Below are 16,184 nucleotides of genomic sequence, written 5' to 3' on the forward strand. Positions count from 1 at the left end.
GCGCGCGGCGGGCGGTAACGGTCATTTGAAGGCGTCGTGTTTCCGGGGTTTTCCAACGCCTTGAAGGCGCCCCACTTGCCCTTCAAATGGTCACGAATGAAGGAGACTGCGATGATGGAGACCAAAACCGACGGCCGCAACGGGGCAATCTCGCGGCGCGTCTTCGTTGGCGGCCTGGCGGCTCTCGCCGGCTTCGGCGCCACGACGTTGGGCGCCGGCGACGCTTCGGCTCAGGCGTCCGCCGTTGCCCAGAGGATCGCGGATCATTTTTCGTCCGTGAAGACCATGGCCGGCGAATTCGTCCAGTTCGGCCCGCGCGGCGAACAGACGGGCGGCAAGTTCTATATCCGCCGGCCGGGACGCATCCGCTTCAATTACGAAGCACCCTCGCCGATGCGGGTCATCGCCGACGGCAAGTCCGTGGTCATCGGCAATATGAAGCTCAAGACCTGGGATATCTATCCGCTCTCGAAGACCCCGCTCAATCTGCTGCTCAGCGAAAGGATCGACTTGAGCAGCAGGATGGTACGCGACGTGAGGGTGGAAGCGGACCTCATCACCATCGTACTCGGCGACCGCTCGATCTTCGGAGATTCGACCATCACGATGATGTTCGACCCGAAGAGCTACAATCTGCGGCAGTGGACGATCACCGATGCGCAAAAGAAGGACACCTCGGTGATGATCTTCAACGTCCGGACCGGCATCGCGCTCGACGACAAGGTCTTCCGCATCCCCTATGACGAGGTGCGCAACAAGCGCCGCGGCGGCTGATCGCGAAATGCTCCGACTTTGAAACCAGGCACTTCCGAACGGAAGACATTCTTCCTGGAAGTGCTTTGCTTTAAGCCTGTTGAGGTGCGGGATCCCCGCCGCGGGCTCGCGTCGCAGAGACGACACAAATCCCCGCGCTGACCGATGCGCTCGACAAGCTTGCCCGCTTGCCGTTCGTCTTGGCGACATGGCGGCTTAATCCGCCGGCAGATCCGCGCGAGAACGCGTCTTGACTGCCGGCTGCGAAAGCGGCGCCGACAGGAAGCCTTGCGCGATCTCCGCACCGGGCCATTTTTCAAGCTTGTCGATCGGTGGCTAACCTGTTTAAACGCTCCCGTTGCCGGACGCGTGATCCTTTTCCGGCAATTTCCCGGGAGAACGAGGAATGCCTCTTTCCATCGCCACATGGAACATCAACTCCGTTCGCCTGCGCATGCCGCTGGTCGAACATTTCCTCAAGACATGGCAGCCGGACATCCTCTGCCTGCAGGAAATCAAGTGTCGGAACGACCAGTTCCCCTCGGCGCCGCTGAGGAAGCTCGGCTACGAACACATCGAGATGCACGGGCAGAAGGGCTATCACGGCGTCGCCACCATCTCTCGCCTGCCGCTTCATGAACTCTCCGACCGTCGCGACTATTGTGGGGTCGGCGATGCACGCCATCTCTCCGTCGTCTTCGCGGCCGGTGGAAAGACGATCCGCCTCCATAATTTCTATGTACCGGCCGGCGGCGACGAGCCGGACCGCACGGTCAATCCGAAGTTCGGACACAAGCTCGACTTCGTCGACGAGATGAAGCTCCTGCACGCGGAGGCCGAGGCCGGCGTCTCGTCGATTCTGGTCGGCGACCTCAACATCGCGCCGCTCGAGCACGACGTCTGGTCGCACAAGCAGCTTCTCAAGATCGTCAGCCATACGCCGATCGAAACCGAGGGCCTGGTCTCGGTGATGACCGGAGGTGCATGGGTCGACCTGATGCGCCTCCACACGCCGCCGCCGGAAAAACTCTACACCTGGTGGAGCTATCGGGCGAAGGACTGGACCGCCGCCGACCGCGGACGCCGGCTCGACCACATCTGGTCCTCCGCCGATCTCGCGAGCCAGCTCGTGCGCGTCGAGATCCTCAAGGAAGCGCGCGGCTGGGAGCGTCCGTCCGACCATGTGCCCGTCATAGCCCATTTCGAGCTTTGACGGCGCCGTCCGCTTACGTAAACCGCCCGGCAAGCGCCTCCACGCGGCGGATCATCGTCTGGATGTTTTCCCGGATGCGGGTTTCCACCATGGCGGTCACCTCGGGATATTCCTCCAGCATCCGGCGGAAGAGCGGACGGTTGATCCGGATCACTTCGCTGTCCTCCTGCGCCGTCGCGGTGAACTTGCGCTCAACCATCGAGATGAGCGCGAGCTCGGACAGGAGCGCGCCGCGGCCGACGGTCATCACCTGCTGCTGGCGGCCCTGCGCATTCGCATTCGAAAGCGCGAAGCTGCCGGCCGCCACGGCATAGGCGCAATCGGCCGGCGCGCCTTCCCGGAAGAGTTCGTGCCCCTTGGCCACCCGGCGGCGTTCTGCGCCGAAGGCGATAAGCCTCAGCTTGTCCTCGCCGATGTCGGCGAAGAGCGACACGTTGGACAAGAGTGCGATGTCGTCATTGAGCGCCAAGCGGCAAATCTCCCCCGGTCATGTCGTCCGGCTTAGGGAACGATCTTGTAGCCGCCGTTCTCTGTCACCAATATCTCGGCATTGGAAGGGTCGCGCTCGATTTTCTGGCGCAGCCGGTAGACATGCGTCTCGAGCGTATGGGTCGTGACGCCGGAATTATAGCCCCAGACCTCCTCGAGCAGCACGTCGCGGGTAACCACTTTCTGGTCGGCGCGGTAGAGATAGCGGATGATTGCGGCTTCCTTCTCCGTCAGGCGGATCTTCTGGCCGTTCTCCATGGTAAGCAGCTTCTGACTGGGCTTGAATGTGTAAGGGCCGACATTGAAGGTCGCGTCCTCGCTCTGCTCATGCTGGCGGAGCTGGGCGCGAATGCGGGCAAGCAGCACGGCGAAGCGGAACGGCTTCGTCACATAATCGTTGGCGCCGGCCTCGAGGCCGAGGATCGTGTCGGAATCGGTGTCGTGACCGGTCAGCATGATGATCGGGGCCTTGAAGCCGCCCTTGCGCAAGAGCTTCACCGCCTCGCGCCCGTCCATGTCGGGAAGACCGACATCCATGATCAGGAGGTCGACCTGTCGGCCACGCGCCATCTGAATGCCCTTCCCGGCGGTCGATTCCTGCAGAAGGTCGAACTCTTCGTAAAGGGAGAGCTGTTCTATCAGCGTCTCACGCAGATCATCGTCGTCGTCGACAAGGAGGATGGTGCGAGTCGCCATGGGACAGTTCCTGTTGCTTCCTGGTTCAAAACTAACTCAAATGCCGCTCTTGGCAAGCGCGGCAGTCGCTGCCGCATGTTTCCGTAAATCCTAACCTATTTAGGATAGAAACAGGCCGCAACTGAAAGTGGCCGCAGCGCCGTCTGCGCGTCTGATGAGACGCACGGCGCTATAGGCATCGTCATATAGGAAAACCCGCTTAAGGTCGCGGCGCGATCACGGCAAAGCAAGAATTTGTGAGACCGATGCGCAAGAAGGCGTCGACAACAGGATCGAGAAAAGGGACCATCGTCGTCAGAACCGCTCCGCGCGACCGCAAGCGCGCCCTCGTGCTTTTCGACGGACGGGTCGAGCAGGCTGCGATCGGGCGGAGCGGCGTCACTGCCATCAAGCGCGAAGGCGACGGGGCGACGCCCCGCGCGGTCATGCGGCTCATCGGCGGCTATGTCAGGCGCGATCGCGTCCCGTTTCCCTCGACGCGCCTGCCGATGCGGGCCGTGCGGCGCGACATGCTCTGGTGCGATGCCCCGCAACACCCGTGCTACAATCGCCCCGTCAGGGCGCCGTTTCGTGCCGGACATGAACGCATGATGCGCGACGACGGGCTCTACGACATCTGCCTCGTCATGGATTGGAACATTTCCTCCCGAAGGCGCAATGCCGGCTCGGCGATCTTCTTCCACCTCATCCGTCCGGGCTACGAGCCGACCGAGGGCTGCGTGGCCGTCAGCCTTTCGGCCATGCGGCGACTGATCCGGCAAATGCACCGCGGGATGATCGTGAAGGTGGTGTAGCTTCGGTCGCGCAGCAAAGCCGAACGGGCACTCCGCATCAGCCCGACCGTTCCTCCTCAAGCATGCGCGGCGTCACGAAGCGAACCAGGCGGCCGGTGCCGGGCGCTATGTCCGACCAGCGCTCGACGTCGAAATCCATGACCGCAAGCCCGGCTGTCGGAAACTTCTCCCTCAGCCGCTCCAGCGCCGCTTCATCGCCGCGTCCGGCAAGCAGAAGCGAAAGATCGGCCATTCCCGGATTGTGGCCGACGAGGAGCAGTTTCTCCACCGTCGGCTCGACCCTGCGAATGGCGTCGAGAATAGCCGATGCGGCGACCTCGTAGATGCCGGCCGCATCGCGCTCGGGGATCTTGTGCGGCAATGCCCCGGCGACGAGCTCCCAGGTCTCCTGGGCGCGCCGCGCGGTCGAAACGAGCGCCAGGTCCGGAGCAAGCCCTTGCCGGGCGATGAAGGCGCCGACGACGGGCGCCGCTTTGCGTCCACGCTCCGAAAGCGGCCGGCGATGGTCGGCAACGCCGTCCGGCCAGGCGGACTTCGCATGGCGCAGCAGCATGAGTCGGCGTGTCGAGGGCCGGGCGTCATCGGGCATGAAAGCTCCTCAGGGCAGCGAACCGGGGGCGGCAGCGCATTGTCGCATCATCATGCGCATAAAAAAAGCCGCCCCGAAGGGCGGCTCAAACGCCGGAAAAGCTCAGAACCGGCTATTTCCACTCGCGAATGTCGACAAAATGACCAGCAACCGCCGCCGCGGCTGCCATTGCCGGAGAAAGCAGATGCGTGCGCCCCTTGAAGCCCTGGCGGCCTTCGAAGTTGCGGTTCGATGTGGAGGCACAACGTTCGCCGGGCTTCAGGCGGTCGTCGTTCATCGCCAGGCACATGGAGCAGCCGGGCTCGCGCCAGTCGAAGCCCGCTTCCTTGAAGATCTTGTCCAGGCCTTCCGCTTCCGCCTGTTCCTTGACGAGGCCGGAGCCCGGAACGATCATCGCCGAAACGGTCGGGGCGACCTTGCGGCCTTCGACCACCTGGGCGACGGCGCGCAGGTCCTCGATGCGGCCATTGGTGCAGGAGCCGATGAACACCCGGTCGATGGCGATGTCGGTGATCTTCGTGCCGGGCTTCAGGCCCATATAGTCGAGCGCACGCCACTTGGAGGTCCGCTTCGTCTCGTCCTGGATGTCGTCCGGGTCGGGAACGACGCCCTGGACGGAGACGACGTCTTCCGGCGAGGAGCCCCAGGAAACGATCGGCGGCAGATTGCCGGCATCGAGCACGACGACGCGGTCGTAATGGGCGCCTTCGTCCGTGTGCAGCGTCTTCCAGTATTCGACCGCCCTGTCCCAGGCCTCGCCCTTGGGGGCGCGCGGCTTGTCCTTGATGTACTCGAAGGTGGTTTCGTCCGGTGCGATCAGCCCGGCGCGCGCGCCGCCTTCGATCGTCATGTTGCAGACGGTCATGCGGCCTTCCATCGACAGCGACCGGATCGCCTCACCGGCAAACTCGATGACGTGGCCGGTGCCGCCTGCCGTGCCGATCTCGCCGATGATCGCAAGGATGATGTCCTTTGCGGTGACGCCCGGCGGCAATTGGCCGTCGACGCGCACCAGCATGTTCTTCGCCTTTTTCTGGATCAGCGTCTGCGTCGCAAGGACATGCTCGACCTCGGACGTGCCGATGCCGTGCGCCAGCGCGCCGAAAGCGCCGTGCGTCGAAGTGTGGCTGTCGCCGCAGACGATCGTCATGCCCGGCAGCGTGAAGCCCTGCTCCGGACCGACGATGTGAACGATCCCCTGGCGCTTGTCGTTCTCCGAATAATATTCGACGCCGAAATCCGCGGCGTTCCTGGCAAGCGCCTCGACCTGGATGCGGCTTTCCTCGTTCTTGATGCCGAGATGGCGGTCCGGTGACGTCGGAACGTTATGGTCGACGACGGCCAGCGTCTTTTCCGGGGCGCGAACCTTGCGTCCGGCCATGCGCAGTCCTTCGAAGGCCTGCGGGCTCGTCACCTCGTGAACGAGGTGACGATCGATGTAGAGGAGACAGGTTCCGTCGGCCTGGCTGTCCACCAGGTGATCGTCCCAGATCTTGTCGTAGAGAGTACGCGGTGCGCTCATGGGTTATGTATCCATCGTATTTTCAAGAATGTGGAATGGGGGCCGGCGCCAATGCGGCCGGTAACGCTGATCGTGCGATCAGGATAGGCGGCTGGTGAGCGCCCCTGAAACGCGCGCAAAAAAGCGTGCCGGCAGGCGCTTGTGATCCTGCAGCACGACGATCTTCTGCTCGCGACATCCGAATTTGGATTCCATGACCGTGCTCATATCAATTTTTTGACAGTTCGGCAATCGGCGAGGCGGGGAGCGAAACCCGATGACGGGCGTGCTCGCGTTGAATGGGCGGAACGGATATGATAAGCAAAACTTATTATTCAACGCGATCGATCAAATGCCCAGGAAACTCGAGTCCGATACGATCGGGATGCTCCTCACCGATGTCTCCCGCCTGTTGCGCGGCGCCTTCGATCGGAAGGTCAATGCGATGGACCTCGGGATCACGCCCGGCGAGGCGCGCACATTGGTCCAGGTGGCCGTCACCGAAGGCATCAAGCAGGCGGAGATTGCGACCCGCATGGGGATCGAGCCCATGACCCTCTCCGCCTATCTCGACCGCCTGGAAGCGATGGGCCTCGTCGCGCGTATCCCGGATCCGGCGGACCGGCGCGCCAAGAACGTCGTCGTGACCGACAAGGCCGACCCGCTCATCACCGAGCTGATGTCGGGCCTGCGTGAAATGATGAATGCTTATACCGAGGACCTGGGCGACGACGGACGGGAGGTCCTGCGCGCAAACCTGAGGATCCTGCGGGACAGTCTCCGCCGCCTCGACCCGTGTCTCGCCGGCAAGGAGAAGGGGGCGGCCGAATGACGCTCAGGATGAGCGAGCGGCGCACGAGCATCATCGGCGCCTTCCTGGTGGCGCTCGGCCCCATCTCGATGGCGCTCTACACGCCGGCAATGCCGGAGCTCGTGCGCGCCTTCGCCTCCACCGAAGCGGCGATCAAGATGACGCTGTCTCTCTATTTCGGTGGCTTCGCCCTTGCCCAGCTCGCCTCGGGCACGCTTTCCGACGTCATCGGCCGGCGACGAACAACGCTGATCTTCATGGTTATCTATCTCGCCGGCAGCCTCATGGCGGCCTTCGCGCCCTCCGTCCCGGTGCTGCTCGCGGGGCGCCTCGTGCAGGGAATCGGCGCCTCCGTCGGAATGACCGTGGCGCGCGCCATCGTTCGCGACCAGTTCACCGGCACAACGGCGGCGCGCATCATGAACATGATCGGCATGATGCTGGCGCTCGGGCCGGCGGTCTCACCGACCCTCGGCGGTATCGCGCTTGGCCTCTTCGGCTGGCAGTCGATCTTTCTGCTGATGGTCGGCTTCGCGCTGATGGCGTGCTTCATCGTACAGCTCTTCATGGCGGAGACGACGACGCCGGATCGCAACAAGGGGCATTTCCGGCCCATTCTCGCAGCCTATGGCGAGCTTATGAGGGACAGCCGCTTCGTGTCTTCGACATTGGTGATCGCCGGCGCGGTCGGCGCGCTCTATGCATGGGCGACCATGCTGCCCTTCGTGCTGATCAGCCAGGTCGGGCTTAGCCCGACCGAGTTCGGCATCGGCATGCTCATGCAATCGGGCCTGTTCTTTTCGGGCACGGTCACGATGCGTCTCATGATGCGTCGCTTCACGCCGCAGGCGCTCGTGCCGGCCGGTCTCTTCTTCATCGGCGCGGCGAGCCTCGCCCTCGCCTTCACCATGCATGCGCTGGAACCGACTTTCCTCTCGGTGATGACGCCGATCGGGATCTATGCCTTCGGCATCGCCTTCGTCATGCCCTATATGATGACGGCGGCGATGGCCCCCTTCCCGCATATCGCCGGCACGGCTTCGGCGATGATGGGCTTCATCCAGATGAGCGCCGGACTCCTCGGCGGCGCGCTTGCCGCTCTCGTCGGGGTGCCGGCCATGGCGCTCGGAACGATCATTCCGAGCTTCGGCCTTCTCTCGCTTGCAAGCTATTTCTGGTACCGCAGGTCCGTTCGCCTGAGGCCGCTGGTCGCACCGGCGGCTGCGGAGACGCCGCTGAACGAAGCGGCGGAGTGAGCAAATAAAAAACCGCGGCGGAGCGATCCACCGCGGCTCCCAACCTGCAATCCTTCAGAGCTTAGCGGTTGCGCGCTGCCAGCGTGCGCAGGCGCAGTGCGTTGAGCTTGATGAAGCCGGCGGCATCCTTCTGGTCGTATGCGCCCTGATCGTCCTCGAAGGTGACGAGCTTGTCGGAATAGAGCGACTTGCCGCTCTCGCGGCCGATGACCATGACATTGCCCTTGTAGAGCTTCAGCGTCACTTCGCCTTCCACATGCTCCTGGCTCTTGTCGATCGCCGCCTGCAGCATTTCGCGCTCCGGAGAGAACCAGAAGCCGTAATAGATGAGCTCGGCATAGCGCGGCATCAGTTCGTCCTTCAGATGCGCCGCACCGCGGTCGAGCGTGATGCTCTCGATCGCACGATGGGCCGCAAGCAGGATCGTGCCGCCGGGAGTCTCGTAGACGCCGCGCGACTTCATGCCGACGAAACGGTTCTCCACGAGGTCGAGGCGGCCGATGCCGTTGTCGCGGCCGTATTCGTTGAGCTTGGCAAGGAGCGTTGCCGGCGACATGCGCACGCCGTCGATCGACACGGCATCGCCACGTTCGAAGCCGACCTTGATGATGGTCGCCTTGTCGGGTGCCGCTTCCGGCGAAATGGTGCGCATATGCACATATTCGGGAGCTTCCTGGGCCGGGTCCTCCAGCACTTTTCCTTCCGAGGAGGAGTGCAGGAGGTTGGCGTCGACGGAGAAAGGCGCCTCGCCCTTCTTGTCCTTGGCGACCGGGATCTGGTGCTTTTCGGCGAATTCGAGCAGATCGGTGCGGCTCTTGAACGACCAGTCGCGCCAGGGGGCGATGATCTTGATGTCCGGATTGAGCGCGTAAGCAGAAAGTTCGAACCGCACCTGGTCGTTGCCCTTGCCGGTCGCGCCATGGGCGATCGCATCGGCGCCGGTCTTCCTGGCGATATCGATGAGGTGTTTGGAGATCAGCGGACGGGCGATCGAGGTGCCGAGCAGGTAGACGCCTTCATAGACGGCATTGGCGCGGAACATCGGGAACACGAAGTCCCTCACGAATTCCTCGCGGACGTCCTCGATATAGATCTCCTTGATGCCGAGCATCTCGGCCTTCTTGCGAGCCGGCTCCAGTTCTTCGCCCTGGCCGAGGTCGGCGGTGAAGGTCACCACTTCGGCGCCCAGTTCCGTCTGCAGCCATTTGAGGATGATCGAGGTGTCGAGACCGCCGGAATAGGCGAGAACGACCTTCTTGACGTCTTTATGCGATGCCATGGTTTTTGTCCGTCTGCTCGTTTTGTCAGGCTCTCGGGCGCGGCGCTGCCGCATCGAAAATCTGCGGCACTTTAGCCAGAACTTGAGGGGATACAAGCGGAACTACTGCATGTCGCCCAAAACTGTGCCGCGTTTGAGCGCGGAGGACAGGCGCAAGAAAATGCAAGGCGGTCGCCAGATCGCGTGAATCCACTGGCAAAAGCCTCAGGCCGGAGGTATCAGCAAGGATCGTCGTTCGAGGAATGCGTCATGGATTTCGTTCCCAACCTGCCGACACTCATCGCTTTCGCCGCAGCAAGTCTCCTCCTCGCCGCGACACCGGGTCCGGACATGACGCTTTCGATCAGCCGGGCGCTGGCGCAGGGGAAGAAGGCCGCGCTTTTCGTCGTGCTCGGCACCGGACTTGGCATCGTCGTCCATACGCTGCTCGTCGCCTTCGGCATTTCGGCACTGATCACGGCATCTCCGACCGCCTTTCTGGTTCTGAAGACCGGCGGTGCCGCCTATCTCCTCTGGCTTGCGATCCAGGCGATCCGCTACGGATCCAGCCTGTCGGTGACGAAGGTGACGGAGGCGAAGGGAACTGCGCTTTCGAACGTCGCGACCGGCTTTTCGGTGAACATTCTGAACCCGAAAGTCGTGATATTCTTCATGACCTTCCTGCCGCAGTTCGTCAGCGCCGGAGATCCCGCCGTCACGGGCAAGCTCCTGTTCCTCGGCTTTTTCTTCATCGTCATCGGCATGCCGGTCAATGCGATGGTCGTGCTCGCCGCCGATTGGCTTGCCGCCTGGCTGCAGCGCAACAGGCGCGTCATGCGGGCGATCGACTACAGCTTCGCCGGAGTCTTCTCGATTTTTGCCGTGAAGATTTTCCTGACGCAGGCGCGCTGAGATTATCTCCGGGCGCTTGGGGTTATTTGCCGCTCATCTGCCTGCCTGCATCTTCTCCCCGTCCTACGGGGAGAAGATGCAGGCAGGCAGATGAGGGGCCACACCCGCCTAAACCTTGTCACCCGATCAGCAGCGCATCGTCGTCCAACGTCTGCCCGCGAATGCGGCGGAACATGGCGATGAGGTCCTCGACCTGAAGCGTCTTGCGGCTGTCGCCCGCAACATCGAGCACGATCTCGCCGCCGTGGAGCATGACGGTGCGGTGGCCGAAATCGAGCGCCTGGCGCATCGAATGCGTGACCATCAGCGTCGTCAGCTTGCGGTCCGAGACGATCTTCTGGGTGAGGTTCATGATGAACTCGGCCATTCCCGGGTCGAGTGCCGCCGTGTGCTCGTCGAGCAGCAGCACCTCGGAGCCCGCAAGCGTCGCCATCACCAGCGAGACCGCCTGGCGCTGGCCGCCCGAAAGCAGGTCCATGCGGTCACGCATGCGGTTTTCGAGACCCAGATTGAGTTCGGCGATACGCTCGCGGAAATGCTCGCGCCGCCGCGAGCCGAGCGCCGGCGTCAGGCCGCGTCTTTCGCCGCGCCTGGCGGCCAGCGCCAGGTTTTCCTCGATCGAGAGAGCGCCGCAACTGCCGGCGAGCGGATCCTGGAAGACACGCGCGACGAGCCCGGCGCGGGCCGCCGTGCCCTTGCGCGTCACGTCGGTCGTGCCGATCGTGACGCGGCCGCCGCTCGGCAGCACGTCGCCTGCGAGAACCCCGAGCAGCGTCGACTTGCCGGCACCGTTTGAGCCGATGACCGTGACGAAGGAGCCTTCCTCGATAGTGAGGCTGACGCCGTTCAGCGCCTGCTTCTGGAGCGGCGTGCCCTTGCCGAAGACGACCTGGATGTTTTCGACGTTGATCATGCGGCACCTCCGCGGCGCAGGCGGGGCAGAATGAGCGCTATCGTCACCAGCAGCGCGGTCACGAAATTGAGGTCGGAAGCCTGCAGGCCGAGCGTATCGGTCGAAAGCGCCACCTGGATGGCGATGCGGTAGAGGATCGACCCGAGCACGCAGCCGATGAGCGCGATCAGAATGCCGCGGGCGCCGAGCAACGTCTCGCCGATGATCACGGCGGCAAGCCCCACGACGATCGTCCCGACACCCGAGGTCACGTCGGCAAAGCCGTTGGTCTGGGCAAACAGTGCACCGCCCAGGGCGACGAGTGCGTTGGAGATCGCCATGCCGAGATAGATCTGCCGGCTGGTGTCGACCCCTTGCGCCCGCGCCATGCGGGAATTGGCGCCGGTCGCCCGCATCGCAAGGCCCGCATCGCTTTCAAGAAAGCGCCAGACGAGAACGACGGCAAGGGCGACGAGAATGCCGACGAAAAGCGGGCGCACATAGAAGTCCCGCAGACCGAGGCCGTAGAAGGGCGAAAGCATCGTGTCGGCATTGATCAATGCGACGTTGGGCTTGCCCATGATGCGAAGATTGACCGAGAAGAGCGCAATCATCGTCAGAATCGAGGCGAGCAGGTTCAGAATCTTGAACCGCACGTTCAGGAGCGCCGTTACCATCCCTGCGGCAGCACCGGCGACCATCGCCACCGCTGCGGCAAGCCACGGATTGACGCCGGCGATGATCAGGACCGCGGTGACTGCGGCGCCAAGCGGAAAGGAGCCGTCAACGGTCAGATCCGGAAAGTCGAGCACCCGGAAGGCGAGAAAGACGCCGACGGCGACGAAGGCATAGACAAGCCCCAGCTCCACGGCTCCCCAGAAAGCGATTTGACTCAACGCCGGTAGTCCTCTTCTCGGATGCTCCGCAGGCGTAAGGCGCTGCGGAGCACGTATTCTGAAGTTGAAGCGGGATGCGTACCATTTCCGTATCCCGCTCGATAAGCGAACCGCCCCCGTATGGAACGGGGGCGGCAAAAAGACAATGATCGCCCGGAAAGGGGATCGCCCAGAGAGGGGGATCGTCCGGAGAGAGGGGATCGTTACTCGATCGTGCGGGTCGCCCGCCCCACGACGCTCTCCGGCAGTGTGACGCCCATCCGGGTGGCGGCGCCCTTGTTGATCACGAGATCGGTTCCGGCGGCGACCTTGACGGCGATATCGCCGGGGTTTTCGCCCTTGAGGACGCGAACGACGACCTCGCCCGTCTGCTTTCCGACGTCATAGTAATTGAAACCGAGGGCCGCCAGTGCGCCGCGGGAGACGGAATCGGTGTCGGCGGTGAAGAGCGGCAGCTTGCTTTCCTCTGCGACGGCGACGGCACCTTCGAGGGCGGAGATGATGGTGTTGTCCGTCGGGACATAGATCGCGTCGGCGCGGCCGACGAGCGCACGAGCCGCACCCTGGACTTCGGCCGATTTCGTCGCGGCGGATTCGATCACCGTCAGGCCGGCCTTTTCAGCCTCTTCCTTGAGGACCGCCAGCAGCGAGACGGAGTTCGCTTCGCCCGAATTGTAGAGATAGCCGATGGTCTTGACGTTCGGCAGGATCTCCTTGATCAGCGCCACGTGCTCGGCGACCGGGGACAGGTCGGAAAGACCGGTGACGTTGCCGCCGGGCTTCTCCATGTCCTTGACGAGCTGCGCGCCCAGCGGATCGGAAACGGCGGTGAAGACAACGGGAATATCGCGGGTGGAGGAAACCACGGCCTGGGCCGACGGGGTGGAGATCGGCACGATCACGCTCGGGGCCTCGCCCGCGAACTGGCGGGCGATCTGTGCTGCGGTCGCCGGGTTACCCTGCGCCGACTCGTAAATGAACTTGAGGTTCTCGCCTTCCTTGTAGCCGGCGGCGGCCAGCGCATCCTTGACGCCGTCGCGTGCGGCATCGAGCGCGGGATGTTCGACGATTGCCGTAACGGCAACCGTGACTTCGTCGGCGCGTGCCGGTAGAGAAAGCGCGACCGTGGCGGCAAGCGCGATAAGAAGCGAACGCATGGGTGTCCTCCGGTTTATGGTTGGCGATTTCCGGGAAGGCCGGCTAACGTCCCTCCCGCATCGCTTCAGAATAATTCCGCCGCTTTCTTAGGAAAGCAAGGGCCCGAAATCAATCGGCGCAAACAGCTTCATCCATCAAACTTCTTCATCGATCGCGGCGATCGTGCGGCACGCCCGAAACTGGTGGAGGGCGATGAGCCGCCTCAGTCCTCGCCGTGATTGGCGATCATCATCGCCTCGAAGGCGAGGCGGTCGACCTTGCGCATGCGTTCCGATTCCGACTTGAGCTGTCCGCAGGCGGCAAGAATGTCGCGGCCGCGCGGGGTGCGGATCGGCGAGGCGTAGCCGGCCTGATTGATGAAATCGGCGAACTTCTCGATCTGCTCCCAGTCCGAGCACTGATAATTGGTGCCCGGCCAGGGATTGAAGGGGATCAGGTTGATCTTGGCCGGAATGCCCTTCAGCAGCTTCACCAGTTCCTTGGCGTCTTCCAGGCTGTCGTTGACGTCCTTCAGCATCACATATTCGAAGGTGATGCGGCGGGCATTCGACAGGCCCGGATAGGCGCGGCAGGCCTCCATCAGCTCCTTCAGCGGATATTTCTTGTTGATCGGCACCAGCATGTCGCGCAGATCGTCGCGCACGGCATGAAGCGAAATCGCGAGCATTACCCCGATTTCCTCACCGGTGCGGTAGATCTCCGGCACGATGCCTGAGGTCGAAAGAGTGATGCGCCGCTTCGACAGCGACAGCCCGTCGCCGTCGGACGCGATCAGCAGCGCCGTCTTGACGTTTTCGAAATTGTAGAGCGGCTCGCCCATCCCCATCATCACGATATTGGTGATCTTGCGGCCTTCCGCCGGCACGATCGCACCCTGCGGCGTGTCGCGCTCGGGGAAATCGCCGAGCCGGTCGCGGGCGAGCAGAAGCTGCGCGAGAATCTCTTCCGCCGTCAGATTGCGCACCAGCTTCTGCGTGCCGGTGTGGCAGAAGGAACAGGTGAGCGTGCAGCCGACCTGGCTCGAAATGCAAAGCGTGCCGCGGCCCTCCTCCGGAATGTAGACCGTCTCGATCTCTACCGGACGGCCGGCGCCGCGTGGGGGAAAGCGCAGCAGCCACTTGCGCGTGCCGTCGCCCGAAACCTGCTCTTCGACGATCTCCGGCCGTGCGATGGTGAAATGCTCCTTGAGCATCTCGCGCATGTCCTTGGAGACGTTGGACATTTCGTCGAAATCCGAGACGCCGCGAACATAAAGCCAGTGCCAGAGCTGGCTGACGCGCATCTTCACCTGCCGCTCCGGCACGCCCTTTTCGGCGAGCAGCTTCGCGATGTCTTCGCGCAACAGGCCGATCAGCGACGGCTTTTCCGGCTGTGGCGCAAGCCGCACCTGGGGCGCCTTGACGATGTCCGCCCTGTTTAGAATCTCGGTGGCTGCCATGCTCATCTGGTCCTGTCGTAAAGCGACGGCTCGTCCGGAGACGTTTCCGGATCCTGTTCCGATGCTCGAATTGAAATCTGGCGAGCCTCGGTCACGCGCTCAACGGGGGCGCGGGGGCTCCGAATTTGGGGGCGCTTTAGCATTCTTTTGGCGGCGAGTCACCATGGGACATTATTCTGCCCCTGGTCCGCCTGAACACCCGACGCAAAAAGGCCGACCTCATGGCCGGCCCTTGCATCGTCAAGCGCGCTTGGCTCTTACTTGCAGGCCTCGATCTGCTTCAGGGCGGCCGAAATGCCGGAGAGCGAATAGGAGTAGGAGGTTTCCGTGCCGCGCCGCGATTTCGCGTTGACCGACATGGCCTTGCCCGATTTCATCGCAGCGACCAGTGCCGGCTCCTCGGCGGCGTTTTCCACCCAGGCGGAATTGCCCTTGGTGAACATGACGAAGGTGCGGCCGTCGACCACCACGTTGACCTTGGAATTGTCCTGCAGCGGGTACCCCATCATCGCCTGCGGCTCATAGCTGATGTTCTGTCCCGGACGCTGCGAAACGAGGAAGAAGATATCGCCGTGATCGACACCGGCCGGGGCCTTTTCCTTCGGCACGGACAGCACATAGCAGACCTTGCCGTTGCCGGCCTGGTAGGAATATGCGCCCCAGGCGTTGAACTGCTGGATTCGCGTCGGAGATTGAGCGGAAGCCACGCCGGATGCAGCCATTACGAGTGCGAGTGCAGTTGCGATCTTTCTTACAAACATGAGTTCCTGCCGCTTGTCTTGCTTACGGTCGCCCGAAACCGCGTGGGATGGGCAACGCATAATCACGATTTAAGTTTATTTTGACTTAATCCGGGTTACCAAACCGTCAACGATTCGGGAAAACGCCCCTTTTTGCGCCCGAATGCGCCTCAAGGCCCATTCGCACGCGGATTGCCGATCCGGTCGACGTCGATACTGGAGAGCCGCCCCTTGCCTCCCTCTATGTCACAAAGAATCGGGCAAGAGTTTGACTTTCCGGGCGGGATTGCGGCAAGGCGCCTCCGGGGCGGGCGGTATGATCAGACGCGCAAAGGCCGTAGTAGCGGGACAACTCACTGCTCGGCGCTGTCTCGCAGCACTTCGTCGGCCTTCTGGTAATGCCGTTCCTTGATCTGGCCGCTGATCGCGGCGAAGGCGGCCGTCAATACGGCGATGTCGTCGGAGAAGCCGATCATGGCCAGCATGTCCGGTACGAAATCGAGCGGCAGGACGAAATAGCCGAGCGCCGCGAGCAGAATGCCGCGCGTGCGCGTCGGCGTCGCCGGATCCACTGCGCAATAATAGGCGGCGACGAGGTCGCGGCTGAAGGGAATCTGCCGGGCCGCGCGCCGGAAGGTCGGCCAGAACCGGCGGCGCACCTTGTGTTCCTTGCGCTCCTGCTCGGATTCCTCGCCGGGGAGGAGAATTTCACCGATCTTGATATCGTCCATCGCGTCGATTCCGGTCGTTCAGGGTACTGCGCGGCATTGTAGTGCCGCAGCCTGATA

General features: G+C 63.0%; 17 protein-coding genes. 6 read left to right on the top strand and 11 right to left on the bottom strand.

The genetic code is table 11. The annotated features are described in order from the left end of the window. The first annotated feature begins 111 nt into the window (after window positions 1-111). Together AC6CIG_RS20215 and AC6CIG_RS20220 are read left to right on the top strand one after the other, a co-directional pair. Window positions 112-774 (top strand): outer membrane lipoprotein carrier protein LolA, encoded by a 663-nt coding sequence (locus AC6CIG_RS20215; protein WP_026168843.1) that lies wholly within the window; start codon window positions 112-114, stop codon window positions 772-774. A 385-nt stretch (window positions 775-1,159) separates the two neighbouring features. After that, the gene (locus tag AC6CIG_RS20220; protein ID WP_018097367.1) at window positions 1,160-1,966 is read left to right on the top strand and encodes an exodeoxyribonuclease III; all 807 of its coding nucleotides are present in this window, start codon (window positions 1,160-1,162) and stop codon (window positions 1,964-1,966) included. A 13-nt stretch (window positions 1,967-1,979) separates the two neighbouring features. On the opposite strand, the gene AC6CIG_RS20225 is transcribed toward AC6CIG_RS20220, so the two are convergent. After that, window positions 1,980-2,435 (bottom strand): cyclic nucleotide-binding domain-containing protein, encoded by a 456-nt coding sequence (locus tag AC6CIG_RS20225; RefSeq protein WP_127711481.1) that lies wholly within the window; start codon window positions 2,433-2,435, stop codon window positions 1,980-1,982. Window positions 2,436-2,467: 32 nt separating this feature from the next. Continuing rightward, the gene (locus AC6CIG_RS20230; RefSeq protein WP_003529672.1) at window positions 2,468-3,151 is read right to left on the bottom strand and encodes a response regulator transcription factor; all 684 of its coding nucleotides are present in this window, start codon (window positions 3,149-3,151) and stop codon (window positions 2,468-2,470) included. A gap of 245 nt (window positions 3,152-3,396) precedes the next feature. Here AC6CIG_RS20230 and AC6CIG_RS20235 point away from each other — a divergent pair, with 245 nt between their 5' ends. Continuing rightward, the gene (locus tag AC6CIG_RS20235) at window positions 3,397-3,945 is read left to right on the top strand and encodes a L,D-transpeptidase family protein (RefSeq protein WP_018097369.1); all 549 of its coding nucleotides are present in this window, start codon (window positions 3,397-3,399) and stop codon (window positions 3,943-3,945) included. 37 nt (window positions 3,946-3,982) lie between these two features. Here the strand turns inward: AC6CIG_RS20235 and AC6CIG_RS20240 are convergent, their stop codons facing one another. Then, complete coding sequence (locus AC6CIG_RS20240; protein ID WP_127711479.1) at window positions 3,983-4,534, bottom strand: SixA phosphatase family protein; 552 nt, start codon at window positions 4,532-4,534, stop codon at window positions 3,983-3,985. 112 nt (window positions 4,535-4,646) lie between these two features. Continuing rightward, a complete protein-coding gene (leuC, locus tag AC6CIG_RS20245) occupies window positions 4,647-6,056 on the bottom strand; it encodes a 3-isopropylmalate dehydratase large subunit (protein WP_018097371.1) in 1,410 nt (469 codons plus the stop codon). 331 nt (window positions 6,057-6,387) lie between these two features. Between leuC and AC6CIG_RS20250 the strand changes: the two genes are divergently transcribed. Further along, window positions 6,388-6,867 (top strand): MarR family winged helix-turn-helix transcriptional regulator, encoded by a 480-nt coding sequence (locus AC6CIG_RS20250; protein WP_026168844.1) that lies wholly within the window; start codon window positions 6,388-6,390, stop codon window positions 6,865-6,867. Further along, window positions 6,864-8,102 (top strand): multidrug effflux MFS transporter, encoded by a 1,239-nt coding sequence (locus tag AC6CIG_RS20255; protein WP_127711477.1) that lies wholly within the window; start codon window positions 6,864-6,866, stop codon window positions 8,100-8,102. The genes AC6CIG_RS20250 and AC6CIG_RS20255 overlap by 4 nt, the downstream gene beginning before the upstream one ends. 61 nt (window positions 8,103-8,163) lie before the next feature. Here the strand turns inward: AC6CIG_RS20255 and AC6CIG_RS20260 are convergent, their stop codons facing one another. Then, on the bottom strand, window positions 8,164-9,381 hold the full coding sequence (locus AC6CIG_RS20260) for an argininosuccinate synthase (RefSeq protein WP_100672720.1): 1,218 nt from the start codon (window positions 9,379-9,381) through the stop codon (window positions 8,164-8,166). 249 nt (window positions 9,382-9,630) lie between these two features. Between AC6CIG_RS20260 and AC6CIG_RS20265 the strand changes: the two genes are divergently transcribed. Beyond that, window positions 9,631-10,272, top strand: coding sequence for a LysE family translocator (locus AC6CIG_RS20265; protein WP_018097376.1), 642 nt, complete (start codon window positions 9,631-9,633; stop codon window positions 10,270-10,272). A gap of 118 nt (window positions 10,273-10,390) precedes the next feature. Here AC6CIG_RS20265 and AC6CIG_RS20270 read toward each other — a convergent pair whose 3' ends face one another. The 6 genes from AC6CIG_RS20270 to AC6CIG_RS20295 form a co-directional block, all read right to left on the bottom strand. Then, the gene (locus tag AC6CIG_RS20270) at window positions 10,391-11,185 is read right to left on the bottom strand and encodes an ABC transporter ATP-binding protein (protein WP_018097377.1); all 795 of its coding nucleotides are present in this window, start codon (window positions 11,183-11,185) and stop codon (window positions 10,391-10,393) included. Then, the gene (locus tag AC6CIG_RS20275) at window positions 11,182-12,060 is read right to left on the bottom strand and encodes an ABC transporter permease (RefSeq protein ID WP_018097378.1); all 879 of its coding nucleotides are present in this window, start codon (window positions 12,058-12,060) and stop codon (window positions 11,182-11,184) included. Before AC6CIG_RS20275 ends, AC6CIG_RS20270 begins: the two co-directional genes overlap by 4 nt. 203 nt (window positions 12,061-12,263) lie before the next feature. Next, entirely contained in the window at window positions 12,264-13,217 is a 954-nt protein-coding gene (locus AC6CIG_RS20280) for an ABC transporter substrate-binding protein (protein WP_018097379.1), read from the bottom strand. Between the two features lie 203 nt (window positions 13,218-13,420). Beyond that, window positions 13,421-14,656, bottom strand: coding sequence for a dual-specificity RNA methyltransferase RlmN (gene rlmN / locus AC6CIG_RS20285; RefSeq protein WP_127711475.1), 1,236 nt, complete (start codon window positions 14,654-14,656; stop codon window positions 13,421-13,423). A 257-nt stretch (window positions 14,657-14,913) separates the two neighbouring features. Further along, complete coding sequence (locus tag AC6CIG_RS20290; protein WP_018097381.1) at window positions 14,914-15,417, bottom strand: invasion associated locus B family protein; 504 nt, start codon at window positions 15,415-15,417, stop codon at window positions 14,914-14,916. A gap of 332 nt (window positions 15,418-15,749) precedes the next feature. Further along, the gene (locus AC6CIG_RS20295; RefSeq protein ID WP_018097382.1) at window positions 15,750-16,127 is read right to left on the bottom strand and encodes a YkvA family protein; all 378 of its coding nucleotides are present in this window, start codon (window positions 16,125-16,127) and stop codon (window positions 15,750-15,752) included. Window positions 16,128-16,184: the final 57 nt, after the last annotated feature.

Source organism: Sinorhizobium sp. GQ132 (genome assembly GCF_059758575.1).

What these genes read in the sequence shown, in the direction of transcription:
- AC6CIG_RS20215 (WP_026168843.1), top strand. Translation starts at nt 112, where the DNA reads ATGATGGAGACCAAAACCGACGGCCGCAACGGGGCAATCTCGCGGCGC.
- AC6CIG_RS20220 (WP_018097367.1), top strand. Translation starts at nt 1,160, where the DNA reads ATGCCTCTTTCCATCGCCACATGGAACATCAACTCCGTTCGCCTGCGC.
- AC6CIG_RS20230 (WP_003529672.1), bottom strand. Translation starts at nt 3,151, where the DNA reads ATGGCGACTCGCACCATCCTCCTTGTCGACGACGACGATGATCTGCGT.
- AC6CIG_RS20235 (WP_018097369.1), top strand. Translation starts at nt 3,397, where the DNA reads ATGCGCAAGAAGGCGTCGACAACAGGATCGAGAAAAGGGACCATCGTC.
- AC6CIG_RS20240 (WP_127711479.1), bottom strand. Translation starts at nt 4,534, where the DNA reads ATGCCCGATGACGCCCGGCCCTCGACACGCCGACTCATGCTGCTGCGC.
- leuC (WP_018097371.1), bottom strand. Translation starts at nt 6,056, where the DNA reads ATGAGCGCACCGCGTACTCTCTACGACAAGATCTGGGACGATCACCTG.
- AC6CIG_RS20250 (WP_026168844.1), top strand. Translation starts at nt 6,388, where the DNA reads ATGCCCAGGAAACTCGAGTCCGATACGATCGGGATGCTCCTCACCGAT.
- AC6CIG_RS20255 (WP_127711477.1), top strand. Translation starts at nt 6,864, where the DNA reads ATGACGCTCAGGATGAGCGAGCGGCGCACGAGCATCATCGGCGCCTTC.
- AC6CIG_RS20260 (WP_100672720.1), bottom strand. Translation starts at nt 9,381, where the DNA reads ATGGCATCGCATAAAGACGTCAAGAAGGTCGTTCTCGCCTATTCCGGC.
- AC6CIG_RS20265 (WP_018097376.1), top strand. Translation starts at nt 9,631, where the DNA reads ATGGATTTCGTTCCCAACCTGCCGACACTCATCGCTTTCGCCGCAGCA.
- AC6CIG_RS20270 (WP_018097377.1), bottom strand. Translation starts at nt 11,185, where the DNA reads ATGATCAACGTCGAAAACATCCAGGTCGTCTTCGGCAAGGGCACGCCG.
- AC6CIG_RS20280 (WP_018097379.1), bottom strand. Translation starts at nt 13,217, where the DNA reads ATGCGTTCGCTTCTTATCGCGCTTGCCGCCACGGTCGCGCTTTCTCTA.
- rlmN (WP_127711475.1), bottom strand. Translation starts at nt 14,656, where the DNA reads ATGGCAGCCACCGAGATTCTAAACAGGGCGGACATCGTCAAGGCGCCC.
- AC6CIG_RS20290 (WP_018097381.1), bottom strand. Translation starts at nt 15,417, where the DNA reads ATGTTTGTAAGAAAGATCGCAACTGCACTCGCACTCGTAATGGCTGCA.
- AC6CIG_RS20295 (WP_018097382.1), bottom strand. Translation starts at nt 16,127, where the DNA reads ATGGACGATATCAAGATCGGTGAAATTCTCCTCCCCGGCGAGGAATCC.